Here is a 23,292-nt window from a genome sequence, read left to right as displayed (position 1 = left end):
CCCTGACTGACTGCCGGATCAAAACTGTGACCTCTCCCACCATCGGTATCGACTTTGGAACGACCAATACGGTGGTGGCGATCAGCCAGCCGGATGGCGAAACCCACGTCATGACGCTGGAAGGTCCGGACGGTCCGGAGAAGGGCTATCGCTCGGCGCTGGGGTTCCAGCTGGTGCACAATGCGGGCGGTGTGGCCGAGCGCGTCATCACGGCGGGGCCGTGGGCCATTGAGGCCTATCTGGAAGATCCTCTGGAAACGCGTTTCATCCAGTCGTTCAAGAATTTCGCCGCTAGCGCCGCCTTCATCGAGACGGTGATCGACAGCAAACGCTATCGGTTCGAGGACCTGCTGGCGGCCTTTTTGAAACAGGTCAAACACTATGGCGGCGCGGCTATGGCGGACCTGCCGCCGCGCGTGATCGTGGGCCGTCCGGTGACCTTTGCTGGTGGCAATCCGAATGAGCAACTGGCGCTGGAACGCTATCAGGCGGCGTTCGAACAGCTGGGTTTCGAGGATATCCGCTATGCCTATGAACCGGTGGGCGCAGCATTTTACTTCGCGCGCAAGCTGGACAAGGCTGCGACCGTGCTGGTGGCCGACTTCGGCGGCGGTACGTCGGACTTTTCGCTGATCCGGTTCGAGCCGACGCCGCAAGGGCTGCGCTCGACGGCGCTTGGCCGTGCGGGTGTGGGGATCGCGGGTGATGCGTTCGATTATCGGATCATCGACAATCTGGTGTCGCCGGAGCTGGGGAAGGGGACGGAATATCGCGCCTTCGGCAAACTGTTGCCCATTCCCCAACGCTATTACACGGCCTTTGCCAAATGGGAGCAGCTGGCCCTGCTGCGGGCGTCGCGCGACATGAAGGACATCCGTTCGCTGGTGCGCGATGCCGAGGAGCCGGAGAAGGTGGAGCGTCTGGTCGAGGTGCTGGACGACAACCACGGCTATGCCCTTTACCGCGCCGTGTCCGACCTGAAGATGGCCCTGTCGTCGCAGGACGAGGCGCAGTTCGTGTTCGAGGCCGGAGACATCGACATCCGCGCCACCATCAGCCGCGCCACCTTCGAGGGCTGGATCGCCCCCGATCTGGCCGCGATGGAGGCCGCCGTGGACAAGGCCTTGGCCGAGGCGGGGATTGATGCGGGCGGTGTTGACCGCGTCTTCCTGACGGGCGGCACCTCCTTTGTTCCGGCGGTGCGCGATATCTTCGTCAGCCGGTTTGGTGCCGAGCGGATCGAGAGCGGCAGCGAGTTCGAATCCATCGCCTCGGGTCTGGCCCTGATCGGGCAGGAGAGCGACCTCGACCTGTGGAGCGAACGGCTGGGCTAAGGCCCGCAAGAAAAGCGGCTTCGGCTCAGCTTGGAGCTGACGAGACCCTGTGATGAAGTGGTTAACGGCTCCCGATCTTCGGGGCCGTGCGCCAGTCTCAGTAGGAGTCGTTCGTGTCCTCGGTTTATCCCGCTTTTGACAATCCGGCCCTGCGCGAGGCGGTGCGACGCGCCAAGGAAAGCTTTCCCTTTTTTGTGCGGGAGCAGTCGTGGGAACAGCGGCGGATCGTCAAGGCGCTGGGCCTGAGCGCGGTCAAACTGTCGTTTGATGTGCCCAAGGGCGGCGATGCCCCCGAGACCGAACACATGTGGATCTCGGATGTGGGGTTTGACGGCAAGACCGTCAGCGGAACCCTGCTGAACGGTTCGGACTATATTCCGGGCATGGTGCCGGGCAGGGACGTGTCGGCCCCGTTCGAGCGTCTGGACGACTGGATGTACGTCTGCGACGGGATGGTCTGTGGCGGGTTCACCGTACAGGCCATGCGGGCGGACATGGATGCCGCCGAGCGCAAGGGGCATGACGAGGCATGGGGCTTGCCATTCACCGATCCGGCGCTGTGCAACATCACGCCGTTTGCGGCCGAGAAGAGCAAGCCTGCGAGCGGGCTGTCGCGATTGTGGAAGAAGGCAACAGCATCACCCGGCTTGCCGTATCAGGAGGCGCTGGCCCATGCGCGGGCGTACGAGCACCCCATGAGCGAGAATGCGCGCGAAAGCATCGCTGAATCTCTGCGGGCAAGCCCCGAATGGGTGACGCAGCCGATGGAGGACGGCTGGACGGTGCTTCATAAGGAGGCGTTCGCGGGCAATCTGGCACCGGTCGAGGTTCTGCTAGAACTGGGCGCAGACCGCGACGCCCGCACGCCGGATGGCCGCACGCCGCTGGATCTGGCCAAGGCCATGGGCTGGGACCGGATCGTTCAGGCTCTGACCCGCTGATCGACAAAGGATGATCATCGCCTTTTTCGGTCGATGGCGGATGAAAGATGTCGGCGTTGCGGCAAGAAGTCGGAACAGGATTCCTAAATGTTCTATGTTTTAGGCAATTTGATCCTATGGTGTGCGGTCTAGCCTATTTCGCGGGGTGGATTTTTGCGCTGCAGTGCAGTAGTGAACGCGGCGATGGTTGAGATGAAGTTCCATAACGGACTCGCCCTTGGGCGACTTATGAGTGGCCGCCGGGGTTAACGGCTGCCTCGGTGGCGACGTGTCTGCGCCGCACATCTCCCTTTAAAAATCCGCATATCCAAGAGAGGCGCAATCCATGCTGCGCGACCCCTCGGTCAAATACCGTCCGTTTCCGCAAATCGACCTGCCGAACCGCCAGTGGCCGTCCAAGATGATCACCAAGGCGCCGCGCTGGCTGTCCACCGATCTGCGCGACGGTAATCAGGCCCTGATCGACCCGATGGACGCCGCCAAGAAGCAGCGTTTCTTCGACATGCTGGTGAAGATCGGCCTGAAGGAGATCGAGGTCGGCTTCCCCTCTGCGGGCGCGACCGAGTTCGACTTCATCTCGGGGCTGGTACGTAATGACAGCATCCCCGAGGATGTGATGGTGCAGGTGCTGACCCAGTCACGCCGTGACCTGATCCAGAAGACGTTTGAATCGCTGGAAGGCGCGCGCACCGCCACCGTCCACCTGTACAACGCCGTCTCGCCCGCATGGCGCGAGGTGGTGTTCAACATGGACCGCGCGGGCGTGAAGGCACTGGCCATCGAAGGCGCAAAGATGCTGCGCGAAGAGGCCGAAAAGCGTCCCGACACCGACTGGCGCTTTGAATATTCACCGGAAACCTTCTCGACCGCCGAGCTGGATTTCAGCTTGGAAGTCGCCGAGGCCGTTCAGGACATTCTGGAGCCGACGGCTGAAAAGCCGATGATCCTGAACCTGCCGGCCACGGTCGAATGCTCGACCCCCAATATCTATGCCGACCAGATCGAGTGGATGATCCGCAACCTGTCGCGCCGTGATGCGGTGGTGATCTCGCTGCATCCGCACAACGACCGTGGCACGGGGGTGGCGGCGGCGGAGCTGGGTCTGATGGCCGGTGCCGATCGTATCGAGGGCTGTATCTTCGGTAACGGCGAGCGCACGGGCAATGTGGATATCGTGACGCTGGCGCTGAATATGTACACGCAGGGCGTCTCGCCGGAGCTGGACTTTTCCAACATGGAGGAGATCGTCCAGACGGTGGAGTTCTGCAACCAAATCCCCGTCCATCCGCGCCATCCCTATGCGGGTGAGCTGGTGTTCACGGCCTTCTCGGGCTCGCACCAGGATGCGATCAAGAAGGGCTTCGAGGCGCAGGAGAAGCGCAACGACCAGATCTGGAACGTGCCCTATCTGCCGATCGATCCGGCCGATATCGGTGCCAGCTATGAGGCTGTCATCCGCGTGAACTCGCAGTCCGGCAAGGGCGGCATGGCGTGGGTGCTGCAACAGGACAAGGGCCTGAAACTGCCCAAGGCCATGCAGGCCGACTTCAGCCGCGCGGTCCAGAAACTGGCCGACGAGACCAGCCGCGAGCTGACCAGCGCCGACATCTGGGAGTCCTTCAAAAAGACCTATCGCGTCGAAGGCCCGCAGCAGTTCGAGCTGATGACCTTTGCCGAGCATGGCATCGCCAAGAGCGACGGCCAGCGCGTGTTCAGCGGCGATGTGAAGATCGGCCACAAGGTCCAGAACATCACCGGACGCGGCAACGGCCTGATCTCGGCCCTGCTGGACGGTATGCGCGAGGCGGGCGGTCCGGCGTTCGAGATCGTCGACTATCAGGAGCACGCCATCGGATCGGGTGCCGATGCCAAGGCCGCAGCCTATGTCCAGTGCCGGACCTCGGACGGCCAGACGGTGTTCGGCTTTGGCATGGATTCCGACGTGGCCACGGCCTCGGCCCGTGCGGTCATCAGCGCGGCCAATACCGCGTCTGCGCGTCAGGAACAGACGCTGGCGGCCTGATCATCCGGCACAATGCATCAGTGTCGCTGATGCAGCAGTTTACAGTGGCGTAGCGGACCCGTGTGTTAAGCATGGGTCCGTTTGTCACAGAGGGGCTGTGATTGGGACCGCATACCGCAAAACGCCGCTGGGCTTGGGGCAGTTTGTTCGTCAGCATCCCGTTTCTGGCGTGGACCTTTATGACCGTACATCTGGTTCTGGGGCCGTTGGGCTGGTGGGTCTATCTGCCCCCGGCGGTGGTTGCCCTTGTGGTGCTGTGGGCTTCGACCCGAGGGCCGAAATGGGCGTGGCCAATTGTCGGCATCATGATCGCCTTGGTGGCGATGGTGTTGGTCTAGGTCTAGGTCTAGGTCTAGGTCTAGGTCCTACCAACGGACCGCGCTGGCGTAACGGCACGGGCACGCGGTATCGGGACCGTTTGATCGTCCGGCGCAATGCATCCTTTTGCAGGGTGGTGCAGTTGAGAGTGACGTTGCGGACCTGTGTGCTAGGCATGGGTCCGTTTTCGTTTGTCACACAGGGGCTGTGATTGGGACCGCGTACCGAAAAGCGTCGTTGGGCATGGGGCAGCCTGTTGATCAGCATCCCGTTTCTGGCGTGGACCTTTATGGCCGTGCATTTCCAGCTGGGGGCGCTGGGGTGGTGGGTCTATCTGTTCCCTGCGGTTATGACCGCTCTGGTGCTGTGGGCCTCGACCAAGGGGGCGAAGCGGGCGTGGGCGGTCCTTGGCATCATGATGGTCATGGTCGCGGTGGCGTGGGCGCAGGTCCGGCCCTTGCAGTATCGCGACTGGGTGCCCGAACTGTCACGCGGTATCGAGGCGGACATCGAGGGTGGCACGGTCCATCTTCGCCATGTGCGCGACTTCCGCTGGCGCACCCGCGATGACGGCGAGGCGCGCTGGATCGAACAGACGGTCGATCTGAACCGGCTGGAGACGGTCGATTTTATCAGCACGATCTGGGCCAGCCCGCACATCGCCCACACCATGATCAGCTTTGGCTTTGAGGACGGCCAACACATCGTCTTTTCCGCCGAAATCCGCCGCGAGAAGGGCGAGTCCTTTTCCGAGCTGGGCGGCTTTTTCAAAAAGTTCGAACTGGTCCTGATCGGGGCCACCGAGGAGGACATCGTCAAACTGCGAACCCATACGCGGGGCGAGGATGTGTCGATCTTCCCCCTGACCATGACGTCGGAACAGAAGAAGGCGCTGTTCCTGTCCTATCTCAAGCTGGGCAATGATCTGGCGGCGCGCCCGCGCTGGTACCAGACTATAACCACCAACTGTACGACGGTGATCTGGAAGCTGGCACGGACGGTGGATCCACGCCTGCCGATGGATTGGCGCATCCTGTTGTCGGGGCATACCGAGGACTATCTCTATGACCTCGGTGTGATCGCCAATGACCGCCCGCTAGACGAGATCAAGGCCAAGGCCCACGTCACCGAAAAGGCCCGCGCCTTGCCCGAAGACGCCGAGTTTTCTGTCGCTATCCGTGAGGGGCTGTAGGCGGGACAGGGGCGTCTGCACAGAAACTGCACACGCCCTGCGCTGAAAATCCCTGCGTGCGCCATAGGGCCTGCTCGAAGCCAAGGCATCAATCCATCACGGCAGCCGCCGTCCGATGAGTTGACCTTTGGAGCCAGAGACTGAACATGGCCATCATGCAGCGTTCCGTTCTGGTCGTCGATGACGACCCCCACATTCGCGACCTTCTGACCTTTGCTCTGGGCAAGGCCGGACTGGCGACGCGTGAGGCGGGGGATGGCGAGCAGGCGCTGGCCTCCATTGACGCGCAGCAGCCCGATCTGGTGATCCTCGACATCAACATGCCGCGCATGGACGGCATCGAGGTGTGCCGCCGTATTCGGGCGCAGGGGGACCTGCCGGTCCTTTTCCTGTCGTCGCGCGATGACGAGATCGACCGCATTCTGGGCATCGAACTGGGGGCGGATGACTATGTCGTCAAACCCTTCAGCCCGCGTGAGGTTGTGGCCCGCGTGGCGGCCATTCTGCGCCGTGTGAACCTTGCCCCGCCGCCGCCCCCACCGGGGGCCGTGCGGGTGGGACGGCTGTCGCTGGACACCGACGGCTGGCGCTCGTCATGGGATGATACGTCCGTGCCGCTGACGGTGACCGAGTTCGGTATCGTCAAGGCTCTGGCTGCCAATCCGCGTCAGGTCTTTACCCGCGACGCCATCATCGACCGCATCCACGGGCCGGGCTTTGCACTGACCGACCGCACTATCGACAGCCATATCCGCAACCTGCGGGCCAAGTTTGCCGCTGTCGGAGGCAATGATGTCATCGAGACCCGCGCGGGCGTCGGCTATCAGATGGGGCCATGCCTCGGCGTGCGCCATTGATCGCTGGGGTGATCGAAAGCCTCAGGGCCTTTGTCCGCTCGCACTGGCCGGCGATGCGGCTGCGGACCATTCTGTTGAGCGTGCTGCTGTTCGCGGCGGTCCTGCCGGGGCTGAGCGCGATCTTTCTGCGGGTGTACGAGAACACCCTCGTGCGCCAGACCGAGGCCGAGCTGATTGCCCAGAGCGCGGCCGTTGCGGCGACGGCGGCCTCTATGTGGGGCGAGGGGACGCTGGTCCGCCCCACGGAGGCCGAGCGCGAACGACCCGACTATTATCGGCCCGAGCCTGCGACTATCGATCTGCGCTCTGACGAGATACTGCCGCCGCGCCCCATCGCCGTGAAGGCCGAGCGGCCTGCCGAGGCTGCCGCCATGGCCATGGCCGACCGGTTGGCCCCTGTGATCGATGCGACGGGGCGGACGACGCTGGCGTCTTATGCCGTGCTGGATCGCAACGGTACGGTGGTTCTGGGGGCGGGGTTCGGCGGTAACTGGGCGGCCCTGCCCGAGGTGCAGTCGGCCTTGAAGGGGCGGCCCGAGACGGTGCTGCGGCAAAGTTCCAACTATCGCCCGCGCTATTCGATGGAGTGGCTGAGCCGCGCCTCGGGCCTGCGTATCCACCACGCCCGACCTGTGGTGGTGAACGGAAAGGTCGAGGCCGTCATCCTGACCTCGCGGTCTCCCCGCGCCCTGTTCAAGGGCATCTATCAGGATCGGGGCAAGTTCCTGATCGGCATTGTGGTGGTGCTGGGTTTCCTCAGCCTTGTGGCGGTGATGGTCTCGCGCGGCATTGCCCGCCCGATTGAGCGGCTGCGACGGGCGGCGCTGGATGTGACGCGGGGCGAGGGCACGGTGCCGCCGCCGCCGCCGACCGCCGCCGTGGAAATTCGCGACCTGTATGAAGAGTTCGGGCGGATGGCCGAGAATGTGGAGCGGCGCTCGCGGTATCTGCGCGACTTTGCCGCCGCCGTCAGCCACGAGTTCAAGACCCCGCTGGCCGGTATTCAGGGCGCGGTCGAACTGTTGCAGGACCATGAGGATATGGAGCCGCAACAGCGGACCCGCTTCCTGAACAATATCGATGCCGATGCCCGCAGACTGGCCGATCTGGTGACGCGCCTGCTGGATATGGCGCGGGCGGATATGGCGCGGCCCGAGACGGGGGTGGCGGCTGACCTTGCAGATGCTGTGGCCCATGTCCGCTCGGCTGTGGGAGACGGGATCGAGATAAGGCCGAACCTGCCGGGCGACCTGCCTGAGGTAGCCCTGCCGCCGCAAAGTCTGGAAATGGTCCTGACCATCCTGTTCGAGAACAGCCGTCAGGTGGGGGCAAGCCGCGTGGAGATCAGCGCCGTCGCTGTCGACGATGCGGTTGTGGTGCGGGTGCGCGACAATGGACCGGGGGTGGCACAGGGCGATGTGGATCGCATCTTCGAGCCCTTCTTCACCACCCGACGCAGTCAGGGCGGGGCGGGGCTTGGCCTGTCGATAGCCGTGTCCCTGCTTCAGGCCAGCCATGCCGAACTGTCGCTGGAGCCGTCAGAGACAGGGGCTTGCTTCCGGTTGTCTCTGCCCGCTGCCGATGCCAAGGCGCAGAGGCCGCGCTGACCACCTATCGGGCCGTGGAGATGCGATACTTCATAGGGTCCAGTCCCTTGCGGACCTGTGACCATTTCACTGGCATGGAGACGGGAGCGCCCGGCCTGCCGCGCGGGGAATAGGGGGCGACTGCCGTCGCTTTGCGGTCGTTGCGCAGATAGTCGATGAAGATGCGGCCCTCGCGCTGCTTCTTCGACATGTTGATCAGGTAGCGATCCGGTGCCTCTGCCGCCATGACACGGGCGAACTCGCGCGCGAAACCCTTGGCCTCGGTCCAGTCCATGTCGAGATGTTCGATATAGGTGGTGACGTGCAGACCCTTGCCGCCGGTTGTCTTGCAATGGCTTTCAAGCCCGAGGTCGGTCAGACGGTCACGCACCTCCTTGGCGGCCTTGATGACGTCGTCGAACGGCACATCCGGCGCGGGGTCTAGGTCAAAGATCAGCCGCTCGGCCTTGTCGGGTTGATAGGGCACGCAGTTCCACGGGTGGATTTCCACGGCGGCGAACTGGGCCGCGGCGATCAGCCCCTCAACCGTGTCGATGCGGATATAGGGCTTGGGATCGCCCTTGATCTCGACCGCTTCGATCAGGGGGGACTGGCCCTTGACGGGATGGCGCTGAAAGAAGCTCTGGCCCGTGATGCCGTCGGGCATGCGGATGATGGAGCAGGGGCGGCCACGGATATGCTCCAGCATCTTCTCGCCGACGCGCTCATAGTATTCGGCCAGATCGCGCTTGGTGATGGCGGGGCTGTCGTCGGTGGCGGGCCACAGGACCTTGTCGGGGCTGGACAGTTTCACGCCGCGAAGGGGTGCCGGGGCCTTGGGCTTTTGGGCGCTTTGAGCGGGGGTAGGGGTGTCGAGAGCAACTTCGCGCGCGGCCTTGTCCTCGCGCAGGCCCTTGAACGAGGCCTGACGGATCGCGCCGGTGCCTGTGAACCCTTCAAAGGCGATTTCGGCCACCAGCACTGGCTTGACCCAGTGCACGCCCGCGATGGATTTCGGCCCGTCGGGGAAGGGGCTTTTCGAGGTCTCGATGGCCTTGAGGCGGGGCATGATCTGCTCGACCGTCTTGCGGCTGAAGCCCGTGCCGATGCGGCCCACATGTTCCAGCTGGCCCTCGCGATAGACCGCCGCAATGAGGGATCGGAAGGCATCGCCCGTGGTCGCCCAACCGGCAATGACGACCTCCTGCCCCTGTCGGCATTTCGATTTCAGCCAGTCCTCGCTGCGCCCCGACCGATAGGGGGCGGACAGCCGTTTGGAGATGATCCCTTCCAGATCAAGCCGGCAGGCCGACTGCAGAAGGGCCGTTCCCGTCGTCTCAAAATGGTCGACATAGCGGATCGAACCATCCGCCTTGGCGAGGCGCTGGGCCAGCTTTTCCTTGCGGGCTTTCAGCGGGCGTTCGCGCAGATCGGCCTTCCCGTCATGCAGGAGGTCAAAGGCGTAATAGATCAGGGGCGCATCGCTTTCGCCCCCCAGCACCGCCTGTAACAGCGCAAAGCTGGGCTTGTCCTCGCTATCGAGGGCTACGGCTTCCCCATCATAGAGGCCGTCGTCGAGCGATGCGGCATCGGCAGCGATGGGCGCAAACCGCTCGGTCCAATCCAGCCCCTTTCGCGTGCGCAAGGTGATCTCACCCCCCGCGATGCGCAGCTGCAGGCGATAGCCGTCAAACTTGATCTCGTGGGCCCACGCATCACCCGTCGGCGGTTTGTTGGCTGTGGCGGCCAGCTGGGGAGCGATGAAATCGGGCAGGGGCGATGCAGAAGTCTTGGATCGGCGGGCGGGCGCGGCCTTAGAGGTGGCGGTAGGGCGCGCTTTTGCGGCTTTCCTCGGCAGGGTCATGAAGGGCTCCACCGCGGCGGGCTTACTGGCGGCAATCTGGGCCATGGTCCGGCCCGAGGCTGCCGATTTGTCGCGATCGGTCGGCCCGCCGCGATTGCCGGACTTTGCCGCCTTGTCCTTGTGCTTGATCAGCATCCAAGGCCTGCCCTTTTCGCCGGGCTTGGGCTTCAACCGCACCAGCACCCATGAGCCGTGCATGCGGTTGCCCTCCATGACGAATTTCAGCTCGCCCTTCTGGAGGTGTTTGTCGATGTCCTCGAAGCCGGTCTCGGGAATCCACAGGCCACGGTCCCAGATCATCACCGTCCCGCCGCCGTACAGGCCCTTGGGGATGGTGCCTTCGAAGTCCCCGTAATCCAGCGGGTGGTCCTCGACCGCCATGGCCAGCCGCTTGTCGGCGGGATCAAGCGACGGTCCCTTGGGCACGGCCCACGACAGGAAGGTGCCGTTCCATTCCAGCCTCAGGTCGAAATGAAGGCGGCTGGCATCATGCTTATGGATGACAAAACGCAGATGGTCCGAGGGCGCGACCTCGGCACCGATGCCGGACGGCTCTTCGGTGCGCGAGAAGTCGCGCATCTTGCGATAGGTATCCAGACGGGGATTAGGCATGAGGACCTCCGCCGTAGCTAACGGCCAGCCAAGCTTTGTGCTCCCTCATCCACAGAATTCGGTTCTCTCAGTGAATCCTTACGCCGTGCTGTGCGTTTGAATGGGGACGGAGGAAAGCTATGGCTGCAACTGAAGCTTCAGAGTTGAACCGCTATCGCGTCACGGCAACGGGACACCCGACCCGTCTGGTCGAGGAACCGACTGTAGAGGCTGCCGCGGTCAGCTATATCGAGGACTTTGTCACCTCGCCGCCAGTGCCAGAGTTGAAGCTGTGGGTGACCGATATCGAGGACGGTAACCAGCATTGTTTCGTGCTGGATACCGACAGTGGCGACCTTGAGGCCTGCGGCTAGGAGAACCGTTTGGCGTAACAGCCGTTTGTGAAGGGCCGGATCGGCTTGGCTGTTCACAAAAGAGGTACGTCCATGGTTTCCAGACCGAGTTGGCAAGGCCATCTGAAGCTGTCGCTCGTGACCTGTCCGGTGGCCCTGTACACGGCGACCTCGACCGGCGGGGACGTCCACTTCAACCTGATCAATCCCAAGACCAATAACCGGATCAAGATGGTCACAACCGATCCGGACACCGGGCCGATTGCACGCTCGGAGCTAGTGAAGGGCTATGAGGTCTCCAAGGGCGAGTACGTCCTTCTGACCGACGAGGAGATCAAGTCGGTCAAGCTGGAGAGCACCAAGACGATCGATATCGAGACCTTTGTGCCGGCAAAGGATATCGACCGCCTGTATTGGGATAATCCCTATTTCCTCGCCCCCAATGGCAAGATCGGACAGGACGCCTTTACGGTCATCCGCACCGCCATGGAAAAGTCGGGCAAGATCGCCCTGGCGCGGGTGGTGATGTCGACGCGTGAACGGCTTCTGGCACTTGAGCCGCGCGGCAAAGGTATTCTGGCCTATACGCTCAGAACTGATGACGAGGTGCGCGAACCCGACGAGGTTTTTGGTGGCATTTCGTCTGCCAAGGCCGATCCCGACATGATCAAGATTGCCGAGAAAATCATCGAGCAGAAGGCCGGGCCGTTTGATCCCAGCAAGTTCAATGACCGCTACGAAGACGCCCTGAAAGCCCTCATCGCCGACAAGCAAAAGGGCAAGAAGCCCGCCAAGGTGACCGAGGCCAAGGAAGACAATGTCGTCGACCTGATGGCCGCCCTGCGCGCCAGCTTGGACGCCAAGGCCGCGAAGTCCACCAAGGCATCGACCAAGGCCAGCGCCAAATCCAGCGCGGCCAAAACCACCAAATCCCGCACGCGCAAGGCGAGCTGATTTAAGGTCGCTGCCGGTTCTCGGTCAGCCGCGCTGCGGATGCGGGCGAACAGGTCATTGCCAACTGGGACAAGGTCGTGGATCGTGGGCAGGAACATGTACCCGCGTTCGGTTTCTAACAGGCCACTCAAGAGCTGGCCGCAGCCGGTGTGTCCGGCCCTGTCACGGTGCGATAAATCATGAGAGAAGCAGTCATCGTTTCCACCGCCCGCACGCCCATTGGCCGTGCCTATCGTGGAGCGTTCAACGACACCCCGTCGCCGACCCTCGCGGGCCACGCGCTGAGGGAAGCGGCCAGCCGCGCCGGTCTGGAAGGCGGCGAGATCGAGGATGTGCTGCTGGGCTGTGCCATGCCGCAGGGCGTCCAGCACACCATCGCGCGCAATGCCGTTCTGGCTGCCGGTTTTCCGGTGTCGGTTTCGGGCATGACGCTGGACCGCCAATGCGCCTCGGGCCTGATGGCCGTGGCCACGGCGGCCAAGCAGATCATCACCGACCAGATGCAGATCACGGTCGGCGGCGGCGTTGAGTCCATCTCCATGGTCCAGACGCCCGAGATGCGCGTCCAGTCCGATCCGACTGTTCTGAAGAATGCGCCGGACGCCTATATCGCCATGCTGAACACCGCCGAGATCGTCGGCAAACGCTATGGCATCAGCCGCGCCGAGTGCGACGAATACGGTCTGATCTCGCAGCAGCGCACCGCCGCCGCCTATGAGGCCGGTGCCTATGCCGACGAACTGGCCCCGCTGGCCTCGCGCATGAAGGTGGTGGACAAGGCCACGGGCGAGGTCTCGTTCAAGGACGTGACTCTGGCCAAGGACGAGGGCTTCCGCCCCGAGACGACGCTGGAAGGGCTGCAAGGTCTGCGCGAAGTCATTCCGGGCGGCATCGTCACTGCCGGTAACGCCAGCCAGCTGTCCGACGGCGCATCGGCCAATGTGCTGATGGAGGCCAAGGAGGCCGAGCGTCGTGGTCTGCAACCGCTGGGCCGCTATGTCGGCATGGCCGTCGCGGGCGTCGAGCCGGACGAGATGGGTATCGGTCCGGTCAAGGCCGTGCCGCCGCTGCTGGAGCGTTTTGGCCTGACGGTCGATGACATCGACCTGTGGGAGCTGAACGAAGCCTTCGCCGTACAGGTGCTGTACTGCCAGAAGGTTCTGGGCATTCCGCTGGAGAAGCTGAACGTCAACGGCGGTGCCATCTCCATCGGCCACCCCTATGGCATGTCCGGCTCGCGCATGGTGGGCCACATCCTGATCGAAGGTCGCCGTCGCAAGGCGCGCTATAGCGTCGTAACCATGTGCGTGGGCGGCGGCATGGGCGCTGCAGGCCTGTTCGAAATCTACTGATTCCGTGTGGATCAGGACAAAGCCCGGCAGATCGCTCTGCCGGGCTTTTTTGTCGGGCCGTGCGACCTGCTTTCGTCTAGCAATGATTTCTGTGCGCTGGCATTGAGGTGGGCCAGTTCCGGTTCGTGGAGATTGCCGAGTTGTTTGACTATCTCGTGCTGCCTGAGCGTCCTCAGGATGAAGTGGTTCAGGTTTCGGATGTGGTGGTCACGGCGGCGCGGCTGCCTGCGGCGGCGTCCGAGGCGGCCTTCTCTGTTGTGCGGCTGGGGCAGGGGGATATCGAGGCCAGTGTGCGGGCCGATGAGGTGCTGAGGTCGGTTCCGGCGGTCTCGCTGTTTCGCCGTACCACCAGCCTTTCGGCCAATCCGACCACGCAAGGGCTTTCGCTGAGGGCCATCGCGCCGAGCGGGGCAGGGCGCACGCTGGTGACCTTGGACGGGGTGCCGTTGAATGATCCGTTCGGCGGCTGGGTGATCTGGGCGCAGGCCGCGCCCGAGAGCCTGTCGGGCATTGATGTCATCCGTGGATCGGGCGCGGGCCCTTATGGGGCGGGGGCGCTGACCGGCGTGGTGGCACTGCGTGAACGCGATGCCGATGGCGGTGTGCTGGACATGTCGGTGGGTGATCGCGGCAGTCTGCGGGCGGCAGGCTCTGCCTCCATCTCCGGCGAGCGGATGGCGTTGACGGTGTCGGGCGTTCACGAGACGACGGACGGCTATGTGCCGGTGCGCGGCCCAGATGCGGGCGCGGCGGATGTGCCGATGGATTTGACGTCCCAAGCGCTGTCGGGCCGTCTGGATGTGCGGGTGACGGATGAGGTGCGTCTGTCGATCCGTGCGGCAGAATGGGAAGAGGACCGCGGGTCCGGCTTGGGCAACAACCGCGCCAATGCCTCGGGCCACAGCCTGTCGGCGACCCTCGCGCGCAACCCGTCCGAAGGGCAGGGCGGATGGCGGCTTCAGGCGTGGCAGACCATCAGCAATCTCTACAACAGCTCCGGCGCGGTGGCGGGCGACCGCAACAGTGTGACGCCCGCGAACGAACAATATCGCACACCCGCCGAAGGCTGGGGGGCGAATGCGGCGTGGCGTCGCCGTGACCGCGTGGCGGGCGGCTTGCTGGAGTGGGAAGTGGGGGCCGATGCCCGCTTTACCGAGAGCGAGACGCAGGAGCTGTTCCGCTTCCAGAACGGACAGTTCACGCGCGGTCGCAAGGCGGGCGGTGAGGCCTCTGTGGCAGGGCTTTATCTGGATGGTTCATGGGCGGCTGGCCCGTGGCTGGTGGCCGGTGGTGTGCGGCTGGATCACTGGACCAACGAAAACGGCTTCCGGTTTGAGGAAGATCTCCAGACCGGCGATGTGACCCTGGACGAAGTCGAGGACAAGCGTTCGGACACGGTGTTCAGCGGGCGTCTGGCTGTCAGGAGGGCTCTGGGCGGGGGATGGAGTGCGCGGGGCGCGGCCTATTCCGGCTTCCGTCCGGCGAGCCTGAATGAACTGCATCGCCCTTTCCGTGTCGGCAATGACCTGACCGAGGCCAATGCCTTGCTGGAGCCGGAGACGCTGAGGGGGATTGAGGGTGGTCTGGCGTATTCCGATGCGCGGTTCGAGTTTGGAGCCAGCCTGTTCTGGAACCGGATCGATAATGCCATCGTCAATGTGACCCTTGCCGAGGGGCCGGGTACCTTTCCACGGGCGGGCTTTGTTCCGGCGGGCGGTGTGCTGCGTCAGCGCCAGAACGCGGGCACCATCGATGCGACGGGAATCGAGCTGAACGCCAAGGCCCGCATTTCGGACGGCTTGGACCTTCGCGGGGCCGTGTCGTGGACGGATGCGGAAATGGATGGCGGCACCCGTGCCGCCCAGTTGACAGGCCTGCGTCCCGCTCAGGCTCCGGAATGGAGTGCTGTGCTGGGGCTGGATTGGCAGGTGTCCGAGCGGCTGAAGCTCAATGTCGATGGCCGTTATGAATCCGACCGTTTCGACGATGACCTGAACAGCCGCGTGCTGGATGCCGCATGGACGATGGATGCGCGAGCGGAATGGCAGGCGCTGCCCAATGCGGCGCTGTGGGTCGCCGTCGACAACCTGATGGATGAGGACATCGAGACGTCGGAGACGGCCACGGGCGTTGCCGGATACACCGCGCCGCGCACATGGCGGGCCGGTGTCCGGCTGACCTACTGACGGACGCTGTGTCGCCTATTCAGGATGGGCCATCTCGGCGATCATCTGGCTGACACGCTGGGTGGTCTTGTCGATGTGCTCGTCGTTGAGGCGGGCGGCGAGATCGGCATTGCGTTCCAGCGCCGCGTTCATGATGGCCTTGTGTTCTTCGTGAACATTGCGGCTGGGGCTGCGCTCCAGACGCGACAGGCGGCGATAGCGCTCGTGCTGGTCGTACATGTCCTCGGCCAGCTGGATCAGGCGTTCGGAACCTGCTGCGGCCATCAGATTCTGGTGGAATTCGCGGTTGCGGGCCTCGCATTCGTCCATGGCGCTGGAGTCTTCCAGTACGCGCTTTTCCGCCACGCCCAGACGGTGGAACGCGGCGACGATTCCCGCCTCCCATTCATCACCGCCACGGGCGATTGATTCCCGCAGGGCCGCCCCTTCCAGCAGTTTGCGGACGGCGGCGATTTCCTGAAGATCCTCGACCGAAACGCCGGTGACGCGGAAGCCGCGCCCCCCGTTGAACGCCACCAGACGCTCGCTGGTCAGGCGCGCCAGGGCCTCGCGCAGAGGGCTGGCCCCGAGGCCGTAGCGGGCCTTCAACTCCTCCATTTTCAGCTTTTCACCGGGCGCATGATCGCCGTGCAGGATCGCGCGCCGCAGGGCGTTGAACGCTCTTTCGGTGTCGGTCAGCTCAACAGTTTGCACAACGTTCATCGATGAACGGCCCTTGTATCGGGGTTGACAGTTAAAATCGACGATTTACAGTTTTATCGACAAAAAGCGAAACCGCAGACGATTTGTGCTTCTGTCCAAGCGGGCTTTGGCCATTCCGTCAATACTCTTGGGAGGAGAGGGCGTGAGTACACCTCGTACCCGTGTAGCCATTATCGGCTCGGGCAATATCGGCACGGATCTGATGATCAAGATCCTGCGCCTGTCCAAGACGCTCGAAATGGGCGCATTCGTCGGTATCGACCCTGAATCGGACGGCCTGAAGCGCGCAGAGCGCATGGGCGTGCCGATCACCGCGGGCGGCATCGATGGTCTGGTGGCCATGGAAGGCTTCAAGGACATCGAGATCGTGTTCGATGCGACCTCGGCGGGCGCGCACAAGCGCCACAACGAAATTCTGAGCGCTCACGGCAAGACCGTGATCGACCTGACACCCGCTGCCATCGGCCCCTATGTGGTGCCGCCGGTGAACGGTGAGGCCAACCTCGACCAGCAGAACCTGAACATGGTGACCTGCGGTGGTCAGGCGACCATCCCGATGGTGGCTGCCGTCAGCCGCGTGACCCGCGTGCGCTATGCCGAGATCGTCGCTTCCATCTCCTCGCGCTCGGCTGGCCCGGGCACCCGCGCCAACATCGACGAGTTCACCGAGACGACCAGCGCCGCCATCGTGCAGGTCGGTGGTGCCGAGCAGGGCAAGGCCATCATCGTGCTGAATCCGGCAGAGCCGCCGCTGATCATGCGCGACACCGTCTACTGCCTCGCCGATCCGGCAGACACCGACGCCATCGAGGCCTCGATCGCCGAAATGGTCAAGGAAGTGCAGTCCTATGTTCCGGGCTATCGCATGAAGCAGAAGGTGCAGTTCGACACCATTCCTGCCGATGCGCCGGTCCGCATTCCGGGCAGCAATGAAAAGGCGTCGGGCCTGAAGGTCACCGTCTTCCTCGAGGTCGAGGGTGCCGCCCACTACCTGCCGTCCTACGCCGGTAACCTCGACATCATGACTTCCGCTGCGCTGCGTACCGCCGAGCGCATCGTCGAAAAGCGCGCCGCCAAGGCCGCAGCCTGAGCCCGGACATGACCAAGAAGCTTTATATTCAAGACGTGACCCTGCGCGACGGCATGCACGCCATCCGTCACCAGTACGGTCTGGACCACGTCCAGAAGATCGCCAAGGCTCTGGACGCTGCCGGTGTCCACGCCATCGAAGTCGCTCACGGCGACGGCCTGTCGGGCTCGTCGTTTAACTATGGCTTTGGGGCCCACACCGATTGGGAATGGATCGAGGCCGCTGCCGACGTCCTGACCAAGTCGGTTCTGACTACCCTGCTGCTGCCGGGTATCGGCACCATCCATGACCTGAAGCAGGCCTATGATCTGGGCGTGCGTTCGGTTCGCGTGGCCACCCACTGCACCGAGGCCGACGTCTCCAAGCAGCATATCGAATATGCCCGCGAGCTGGGCATGGATGTGTCGGGCTTCCTGATGATGAGCCACATGAACGCGCCGGAAAAACTGGCCGAGCAGGCTCTGCTGATGGAATCCTATGGCGCGAACTGCGTCTATGTCACCGACTCGGGCGGTGCCATGACCATGGACGACATCGCCGCCCGTCTGGACGCCTATGACCGCGTTCTGAAGCCGGAAACCGAGCGTGGCGTCCACGCCCACCACAACCTGTCGCTGGGCGTCGCCAACTCCATCGCTGCTGTCCAGCATGGCGCGACCCGCGTTGACGCCAGCCTGACGGGCATGGGTGCCGGTGCCGGTAACGCCCCGCTGGAAGTCTTCATCGCCGCCGCCGACCAATATGGCTGGGATCACGGCTGCGATCTGTTCGCCCTGATGGACGCCGCCGAAGATCTGGTGCGCCCGCTTCAGGACCGCCCCGTCCGCGTTGACCGCGAAACCCTCAGCCTCGGCTATGCCGGTGTCTATTCGTCCTTCCTGCGTCACGCCGAGCGTGCCGCCGAGGAGTTCGGCCTCGATACCCGCGCCATCCTGATCGAACTGGGCCGCCGCCGCATGGTGGGTGGTCAAGAAGATATGATCGTCGATGTCGCGCTCGATCTTGCCGCCGCCAAGGCATCCACTCAGAATATGGCTCAGTAACTATGACCAGTAAGACTTCCCCCTTCGGCGCTGGCGCGGCGTATTCTCGCGGCATCGCCTTCATCGACGGCCAGTATGTCGAAGCCCCTGGCGCGGCCGTCTATGACAATATCAACCCCGCCAACGGCGAGGTCATCGCCCAGATCGAAGTCGCCGACGAGGCGATGGTGGATCGTGCCGTCCAAGCCGCCCGCAAGGCGGGCCGCGGCCAATGGCGTCTGATGTCCGACGACCAGCGCGCTGAGATCATGCGCCGCGTGGCCGCTGGCATCGAAGCCCGCTTCGACGACTTCCTCGCCGCCGAAATGCGCGACACGGGCAAGCCGGTGTCGCTGGCTTCGCACCTCGACATCCCGCGCGGTGCGGCCAACTTCCGCGTCTTCGCCGACGTGATGAAGCACGCCAACGAAAGCACCACCATGACCACCCCGGACGGTGGCAAGGCGATCAACTATTCGATCCGCGCCCCGCTGGGCGTGATCGCCGTGGTCTGCCCGTGGAACCTGCCGCTGCTGCTGATGACCTGGAAGGTCGCTCCGGCTCTGGCCTGCGGCAACACCGTGGTTGTGAAGCCGTCGGAAGAAACCCCGAGCACGGCTCTGCTGCTGGGCGAAGTGATGCGCGACGCCGGCGTGCCGGATGGCGTGTACAACGTCGTCAACGGCTTCGGCGGTGCCTCGACCGGCGAGTTCCTGACCAACCACCCGGACGTCGACGGTGTGACCTTCACCGGCGAAACCGGCACGGGTGAGGCCATCATGCGCGCCGCCGCTCGCGGCGTGCGTCCGGTCTCGTTCGAACTGGGCGGCAAGAACGCCGGCCTGATCTTCGCCGACTGCAACATCGAAGCCGCCATCGAGACGACCGCCCGTTCGGTCTTCGCCAATGCCGGTCAGGTCTGCCTGCAGACCGAGCGCCTGTACGTCCAGCGCCCGATCTTCGACCAGTTCGTCGCAGGTCTGAAGGCCAAGGCCGAGGCTCTGAAGGTTGGCGATCCGTGGGACAAGTCGACCACGCTTGGCCCGCTCATCAGCCAGGAGCACCGCAATAAGGTGCTGTCCTACTATGAAGCCGCCCGTCAGCAGGGTGCTGAGACCATCACCGGTGGCGGCATTCCGGACATGGACGAGGCTCTGGCCGGTGGTTCGTGGATCCAGCCGACCCTGTGGACGGGTCTGGCAGACGACGCCAAGTGCGTGACCGAAGAAATCTTTGGCCCGTGCGCCCATATCCGTCCGTTCGACGACGAGGAAGAGGCCGTCGCTCTGGCCAACAACTCGCCGTACGGCCTCGCCTCGATGACGTGGACCAACGACGTGTCGCGCGCCCACCGCGTGGCCTCGCAACTGGAAGCGGGCACCAACTGGGTCAACGCATGGTTCCTGCGTGACCTGCGCGCCCCGTTCGGTGGCTCGAAGCGCTCGGGCATCGGCCGCGAAGGCGGCGTCCACTCTCTCGAATTCTACACGGAGCTGCGTAATGTCTGCATCAAGCTCTGAAGCCGTGATCAAGGCCTGCGCTGAAGAACTGCGCCAAGCCCGTATCGACGCCAAGTCGATCGCTCCGGTGAAAGACCGTCTGGGCGATATCGCCTCGGCCTATGCCGTTCAGGACGCTGTCACCGCCATGGATCTGGCCGATGGCCGCCGCATCGTCGGCCGCAAGATCGGCCTGACCTCGCGTGCCGTTCAGACCCAGCTGGGTGTGTCCGAGCCGGACTATGGCGTTCTGTTCGCCGACATGAACCGTGACGAGGGCGAGCTGATCGCCCTCGAAACCCTGGTCGCCCCCAAGATCGAGGCCGAAGTGGCCTTTGTTCTGGGCATGGACCTGACCCAAGAGCAGCCCGCCCTGCACGAGGTCATCAGCTCCATCGACTACATGGTTCCGGCACTGGAAATCGCCGACAGCCGCGTGGCTGACTGGCAGATCAGCATCGTCGACACCATCGCCGACAACGCCTCGGCAGGCCTGTTCGTGCTGGGCGCGACCCCGCGTCTGCTGGGCGAAACCGACCTGACGCTGGCCGGTATGGTGATGGAAGCCAATGGCGATCCGGTGTCGTTCGGTGCCGGTGCCGCGTGCATGGGCCACCCGCTGAACGCCCTGCGCTGGCTCGCCCGCCGCATGGTCGAACTGGGTCAACCGCTTCGCGCTGGCGACGTGGTCCTGTCGGGCGCGCTTGGCCCGATGGTCAACGTCAAGCCGGGCCACACCTATGAGGCCCGTATCAACGGCGTCGGCACCGTCCGCGCTTCCTTCAACTCGGGAGCCAAGCTGTGACCGAAGAGAACATGATCGACCTCGGCGCTATCGCCACCCGTCTGGACAATGCTGCCCGCACCGCAACCGCGACGCCGCAGCTGACCGAGCCGCTGTCGCTGGAAGATGCCTACATCGTCCAGAAGATGTCGCTGGGCCTGCGCTATCAGCGCGGCGAGAAGCGCGTCGGTATCAAGATGGGCTTCACCAGCCGCGCCAAGATGGTGCAGATGGGCGTCCACGACATGATCTGGGGCCGTCTGACCGACGCCATGCGCGTGGAAGAGAATGGCGAGGTCAGCCGCGCCAAATACGTCCACGCCCGCGTCGAGCCGGAAATCGCCTTCCTGCTAAACAAGCCGCTGCCGCGCGACGTGTCGCTGATGGAAGCCCGCACCGCTGTTGAAGCTCTGGCTCCGGCCATCGAGATCATCGACAGCCGCTATGAGAACTTCAAATTCTCGCTGACGGACGTTGTCGCCGACAACTCGTCGTCGTCGGGCTTTGTCATCGGTGACTGGGCCTCGCCTGACACCGACGTGTCGAACCTCGGCATGGTGATGACCGTGGACGGCCAACCGGCTGAAATCGGCTCGACCGCCGCCATCCTCGGCAATCCGTGGCGTTCGCTGGTCGCCGCCGCCCGCGTGGCCGCCGACGCCGGTGAGCCGCTGCAGGCCGGTGACATCGTTCTGGCCGGTGGCGCAACCGCCGCTGTGGCTCTGGCGGGCAAGCGCCACGTGCGCCTCGACACCCAAGGCCTAGGCCGCGTCGATCTGTTCGTGAAGGACTGATCGGTGCCCGTCGCCCAAATCACCATCATCGAAGGCCGCTCCGCTGAACAGCGGGCGGCTGCGATGCGCGAAGTGGCCGAGGCCCTGTCGCGCACGCTGGATGCGCCGCTCGGTTCCGTGCGCGTCATCATCAATGAAGTTCCTGCCTTCCACTGGTCCGTGGGCGGCGTGCCGAAGGGACAACCGGCGCAAGACTGAAAACAGTCGGCGTCTTAGTGGGGAGTAACAGGACTATGATCGATCTCGAAGACATCACCTATGTCCGTCTGGGCACGGGTAATCTGGCCGAAGCCGAACGCTACGCCACCGAGATTCTCGGCCTTCAGGTCGGGCGCCGCGAGGGGAACGAAGTCTATTTCCGTTCCGACAACCGCGAGCACACCCTGTGCTATTTCGAGGGTGATCCGACCGACCATACTGTCGCTTTCGAGGTCGCGACCCAGTCCGCTCTCGACAAGGCCTGCGCAGCTCTGGAAGAGGCGGGCCATGCCATAACCCTCGGCACCGTCGAGGAGATGGAGCGCCGCCGCGTCAAGGGTCTCGCCTCGCTGTTCGACCCGAACGGCAACAAGGTCGAGCTGGTCGTCCGTCCCGAAGTCAGCGGCTGGCGCTATTTCCCGTCGCGCGATGCAGGCATCACCGGCTTCAGCCACGTTGGTTTGTGCAGCTCCAATCCGGCCCGCGACGAGGTCTTCTGGACCAACATCTTCAATGCCCGCGTCAGCGACTACATCGGAAACTCGCCGCTGCTGCGTATCGACGAGGTGCACCACAAGATCGCGCTGTTCCCGACCCAGCGTAAGGGCGTGCAGCATATCAACCACCAGGTTGCCAGCATCGATGACATCATGCGCTCCTGGTACTTCCTGCAGGACCGTCAGGTCCGCATCCAGTTCGGCCCGGGCCGTCACCCGACCTCGGGTGCCATGTTCCTCTATTTCGAGGGACCGGACGGCATGGTTTATGAATACTCGACCGGCGTTTCGCACATCACGGACGAAGAAAACCATCGTCCGCGCCAGTTCCCCGCCGTGCCGGAAGGCTTCTGCATGTGGGGCGCGAAGCCGGACATCGCCGAGTTCAAGTGATGATCGTTTCTGAACAGACCCAGGTCCTCGTGCGCATGGCGGCGCGTGCCATTGGTCGCGCCAATCTGGCCCACGCCTATGGCCACTGCAGCACCCGTCTGGACGAGGATCATTTCCTCGTCTGTGCGGCCCGTCCGATGGGACTGGTCCGCGTGGGCGAGGCGGGCACGGTCGTTCCGGTTCGCGGTGAACTGCCCGAAGGCGTTCTGGGCGAAGTCCGCATCCACCAGCAGATCTATGCCACGCGCCCGGAAATCGGCGGCGTGTGCCGCACCATGCCGCCGTCGGTGATGGCGCTGGCGACGCTGGGGGCGACGCCTCTGCCGCGTCACGGCTTTGGCACCTATTTCGCGCCGCAGCCGCCGCTGTGGGACGATATCCAGCTGCTGCGCTCGGACGAGCAGGCCCGCCAGATGGTCGCGCAAATGGGCAAGGCCTCGGCCATTGTCATGCGTGGCAACGGCGCCGTGGTCGCTGCCGAGACGCTGGAGAAGGCCGTGGGCCTGACCTGGTATCTCGAGGATGCGGCCCGCGTGGAGCTGGCTGTGCGTTCGTGCGGCGGCGAAGGCCCTGTCATCTCGGCCGAGGACTGCGCCAAGCGCGCCACCGACGCCGGACGGATTTTCGAACGCATGTGGGAGTTTCTGACCGCCGGTGATCCGGAGGCTGAGGCGCAATAGGGACGCACCTTTCGGGCGGTCGGCGGCCTGTGCTGCCGACCGATGGGGACAATGACGACTGCCGCAAAGAGCAGTCGCTTCA

Annotated in this window: 21 protein-coding genes; 19 read left to right on the top strand and 2 right to left on the bottom strand. The window is 64.0% G+C overall.

Annotated elements, in window-relative coordinates; genetic code table 11:
- The first annotated feature begins 17 nt into the window (after positions 1 to 17).
- The 7 genes from Q0Y42_RS04775 to Q0Y42_RS04745 all read left to right on the top strand — a co-directional run bounded on the left by Q0Y42_RS04775 (position 18) and on the right by Q0Y42_RS04745 (position 8,272).
- Positions 18 to 1,334 (top strand): Hsp70 family protein, encoded by a 1,317-nt coding sequence (locus tag Q0Y42_RS04775; protein WP_297800806.1) that lies wholly within the window; start codon positions 18 to 20, stop codon positions 1,332 to 1,334.
- 113 nt (positions 1,335 to 1,447) lie between these two features.
- Positions 1,448 to 2,275 carry a DUF2314 domain-containing protein gene (locus tag Q0Y42_RS04770; RefSeq protein ID WP_297800758.1) on the top strand — a complete coding sequence of 276 codons (828 nt, stop codon included), beginning with the start codon at positions 1,448 to 1,450 and terminating at the stop codon, positions 2,273 to 2,275.
- A gap of 325 nt (positions 2,276 to 2,600) precedes the next feature.
- On the top strand, positions 2,601 to 4,298 hold the full coding sequence (leuA, locus tag Q0Y42_RS04765) for a 2-isopropylmalate synthase (protein ID WP_297800756.1): 1,698 nt from the start codon (positions 2,601 to 2,603) through the stop codon (positions 4,296 to 4,298).
- 101 nt (positions 4,299 to 4,399) lie between these two features.
- Positions 4,400 to 4,636 (top strand): hypothetical protein, encoded by a 237-nt coding sequence (locus Q0Y42_RS04760; protein WP_297800754.1) that lies wholly within the window; start codon positions 4,400 to 4,402, stop codon positions 4,634 to 4,636.
- Between the two features lie 191 nt (positions 4,637 to 4,827).
- Positions 4,828 to 5,808 carry a DUF4105 domain-containing protein gene (locus Q0Y42_RS04755; protein WP_297800752.1) on the top strand — a complete coding sequence of 327 codons (981 nt, stop codon included), beginning with the start codon at positions 4,828 to 4,830 and terminating at the stop codon, positions 5,806 to 5,808.
- A gap of 146 nt (positions 5,809 to 5,954) precedes the next feature.
- A complete protein-coding gene (locus tag Q0Y42_RS04750) occupies positions 5,955 to 6,665 on the top strand; it encodes a response regulator transcription factor (RefSeq protein WP_297800750.1) in 711 nt (236 codons plus the stop codon).
- A complete protein-coding gene (locus tag Q0Y42_RS04745) occupies positions 6,644 to 8,272 on the top strand; it encodes a HAMP domain-containing sensor histidine kinase (RefSeq protein ID WP_297800748.1) in 1,629 nt (542 codons plus the stop codon). Before Q0Y42_RS04750 ends, Q0Y42_RS04745 begins: the two co-directional genes overlap by 22 nt.
- Before the next feature lie 4 nt (positions 8,273 to 8,276).
- On the opposite strand, the gene ligD is transcribed toward Q0Y42_RS04745, so the two are convergent.
- Complete coding sequence (gene ligD, locus Q0Y42_RS04740) at positions 8,277 to 10,727, bottom strand: DNA ligase D (RefSeq protein WP_297800746.1); 2,451 nt, start codon at positions 10,725 to 10,727, stop codon at positions 8,277 to 8,279.
- A 119-nt stretch (positions 10,728 to 10,846) separates the two neighbouring features.
- Here ligD and Q0Y42_RS04735 point away from each other — a divergent pair, with 119 nt between their 5' ends.
- The 4 genes from Q0Y42_RS04735 (at position 10,847) to Q0Y42_RS04720 (ending at position 15,551) form a co-directional block, all read left to right on the top strand.
- The gene (locus tag Q0Y42_RS04735) at positions 10,847 to 11,080 is read left to right on the top strand and encodes a DUF5961 family protein (RefSeq protein ID WP_297800744.1); all 234 of its coding nucleotides are present in this window, start codon (positions 10,847 to 10,849) and stop codon (positions 11,078 to 11,080) included.
- A 72-nt stretch (positions 11,081 to 11,152) separates the two neighbouring features.
- A complete protein-coding gene (locus tag Q0Y42_RS04730) occupies positions 11,153 to 12,013 on the top strand; it encodes a Ku protein (RefSeq protein ID WP_297800742.1) in 861 nt (286 codons plus the stop codon).
- 179 nt (positions 12,014 to 12,192) lie between these two features.
- Positions 12,193 to 13,365 (top strand): acetyl-CoA C-acyltransferase, encoded by a 1,173-nt coding sequence (locus tag Q0Y42_RS04725; RefSeq protein ID WP_297800740.1) that lies wholly within the window; start codon positions 12,193 to 12,195, stop codon positions 13,363 to 13,365.
- 140 nt (positions 13,366 to 13,505) lie between these two features.
- Positions 13,506 to 15,551 carry a TonB-dependent receptor gene (locus Q0Y42_RS04720; protein WP_297800738.1) on the top strand — a complete coding sequence of 682 codons (2,046 nt, stop codon included), beginning with the start codon at positions 13,506 to 13,508 and terminating at the stop codon, positions 15,549 to 15,551.
- Positions 15,552 to 15,566: 15 nt separating this feature from the next.
- Here Q0Y42_RS04720 and Q0Y42_RS04715 read toward each other — a convergent pair whose 3' ends face one another.
- Positions 15,567 to 16,253, bottom strand: a complete 687-nt coding sequence (locus tag Q0Y42_RS04715) for an FCD domain-containing protein (RefSeq protein WP_297800736.1) — start codon at positions 16,251 to 16,253, stop codon at positions 15,567 to 15,569.
- A gap of 142 nt (positions 16,254 to 16,395) precedes the next feature.
- Between Q0Y42_RS04715 and Q0Y42_RS04710 the strand changes: the two genes are divergently transcribed.
- Genes Q0Y42_RS04710 through Q0Y42_RS04675 form a run of 8 tightly spaced genes read left to right on the top strand, consistent with a single transcriptional unit; the run spans position 16,396 to position 23,210 of the window.
- The gene (locus tag Q0Y42_RS04710) at positions 16,396 to 17,343 is read left to right on the top strand and encodes an acetaldehyde dehydrogenase (acetylating) (RefSeq protein ID WP_297800734.1); all 948 of its coding nucleotides are present in this window, start codon (positions 16,396 to 16,398) and stop codon (positions 17,341 to 17,343) included.
- Positions 17,344 to 17,351: 8 nt separating this feature from the next.
- Positions 17,352 to 18,386 carry a 4-hydroxy-2-oxovalerate aldolase gene (dmpG, locus tag Q0Y42_RS04705; protein ID WP_297800732.1) on the top strand — a complete coding sequence of 345 codons (1,035 nt, stop codon included), beginning with the start codon at positions 17,352 to 17,354 and terminating at the stop codon, positions 18,384 to 18,386.
- Between the two features lie 2 nt (positions 18,387 to 18,388).
- The gene (locus tag Q0Y42_RS04700) at positions 18,389 to 19,885 is read left to right on the top strand and encodes a 2-hydroxymuconic semialdehyde dehydrogenase (protein WP_297800730.1); all 1,497 of its coding nucleotides are present in this window, start codon (positions 18,389 to 18,391) and stop codon (positions 19,883 to 19,885) included.
- On the top strand, positions 19,866 to 20,669 hold the full coding sequence (locus tag Q0Y42_RS04695) for a fumarylacetoacetate hydrolase family protein (protein ID WP_297800727.1): 804 nt from the start codon (positions 19,866 to 19,868) through the stop codon (positions 20,667 to 20,669). Before Q0Y42_RS04700 ends, Q0Y42_RS04695 begins: the two co-directional genes overlap by 20 nt.
- Positions 20,666 to 21,442 (top strand): fumarylacetoacetate hydrolase family protein, encoded by a 777-nt coding sequence (locus tag Q0Y42_RS04690; RefSeq protein ID WP_297800724.1) that lies wholly within the window; start codon positions 20,666 to 20,668, stop codon positions 21,440 to 21,442. The genes Q0Y42_RS04695 and Q0Y42_RS04690 overlap by 4 nt, the downstream gene beginning before the upstream one ends.
- 3 nt (positions 21,443 to 21,445) lie before the next feature.
- The gene (locus tag Q0Y42_RS04685) at positions 21,446 to 21,640 is read left to right on the top strand and encodes a 2-hydroxymuconate tautomerase family protein (protein ID WP_297800722.1); all 195 of its coding nucleotides are present in this window, start codon (positions 21,446 to 21,448) and stop codon (positions 21,638 to 21,640) included.
- 35 nt (positions 21,641 to 21,675) lie between these two features.
- Positions 21,676 to 22,530 carry a VOC family protein gene (locus tag Q0Y42_RS04680; RefSeq protein WP_297800721.1) on the top strand — a complete coding sequence of 285 codons (855 nt, stop codon included), beginning with the start codon at positions 21,676 to 21,678 and terminating at the stop codon, positions 22,528 to 22,530.
- A complete protein-coding gene (locus Q0Y42_RS04675; protein ID WP_297800719.1) occupies positions 22,530 to 23,210 on the top strand; it encodes a class II aldolase/adducin family protein in 681 nt (226 codons plus the stop codon). The genes Q0Y42_RS04680 and Q0Y42_RS04675 overlap by 1 nt, the downstream gene beginning before the upstream one ends.
- The last annotated feature ends 82 nt before the right edge of the window (positions 23,211 to 23,292 follow it).

It is taken from the genome of uncultured Brevundimonas sp. (genome assembly GCF_947305955.1).
Taxonomy (GTDB): Bacteria; Pseudomonadota; Alphaproteobacteria; order Caulobacterales; family Caulobacteraceae; genus Brevundimonas.
The sequence above is the reverse complement of the archived record's forward strand: the minus strand, read 5'-3'. Positions and strand labels throughout refer to the sequence as shown.

Coding starts and splice junctions, on each gene's coding strand:
- leuA (WP_297800756.1), top strand. CDS start 2,601: ATGCTGCGCGACCCCTCGGTCAAATACCGTCCGTTTCCGCAAATCGAC.
- Q0Y42_RS04750 (WP_297800750.1), top strand. CDS start 5,955: ATGGCCATCATGCAGCGTTCCGTTCTGGTCGTCGATGACGACCCCCAC.
- Q0Y42_RS04745 (WP_297800748.1), top strand. CDS start 6,644: ATGCCTCGGCGTGCGCCATTGATCGCTGGGGTGATCGAAAGCCTCAGG.
- ligD (WP_297800746.1), bottom strand. CDS start 10,727: ATGCCTAATCCCCGTCTGGATACCTATCGCAAGATGCGCGACTTCTCG.
- Q0Y42_RS04735 (WP_297800744.1), top strand. CDS start 10,847: ATGGCTGCAACTGAAGCTTCAGAGTTGAACCGCTATCGCGTCACGGCA.
- Q0Y42_RS04730 (WP_297800742.1), top strand. CDS start 11,153: ATGGTTTCCAGACCGAGTTGGCAAGGCCATCTGAAGCTGTCGCTCGTG.
- Q0Y42_RS04725 (WP_297800740.1), top strand. CDS start 12,193: ATGAGAGAAGCAGTCATCGTTTCCACCGCCCGCACGCCCATTGGCCGT.
- Q0Y42_RS04715 (WP_297800736.1), bottom strand. CDS start 16,253: ATGAACGTTGTGCAAACTGTTGAGCTGACCGACACCGAAAGAGCGTTC.
- dmpG (WP_297800732.1), top strand. CDS start 17,352: ATGACCAAGAAGCTTTATATTCAAGACGTGACCCTGCGCGACGGCATG.
- Q0Y42_RS04700 (WP_297800730.1), top strand. CDS start 18,389: ATGACCAGTAAGACTTCCCCCTTCGGCGCTGGCGCGGCGTATTCTCGC.
- Q0Y42_RS04695 (WP_297800727.1), top strand. CDS start 19,866: ATGTCTGCATCAAGCTCTGAAGCCGTGATCAAGGCCTGCGCTGAAGAA.
- Q0Y42_RS04680 (WP_297800721.1), top strand. CDS start 21,676: ATGATCGATCTCGAAGACATCACCTATGTCCGTCTGGGCACGGGTAAT.
- Q0Y42_RS04675 (WP_297800719.1), top strand. CDS start 22,530: ATGATCGTTTCTGAACAGACCCAGGTCCTCGTGCGCATGGCGGCGCGT.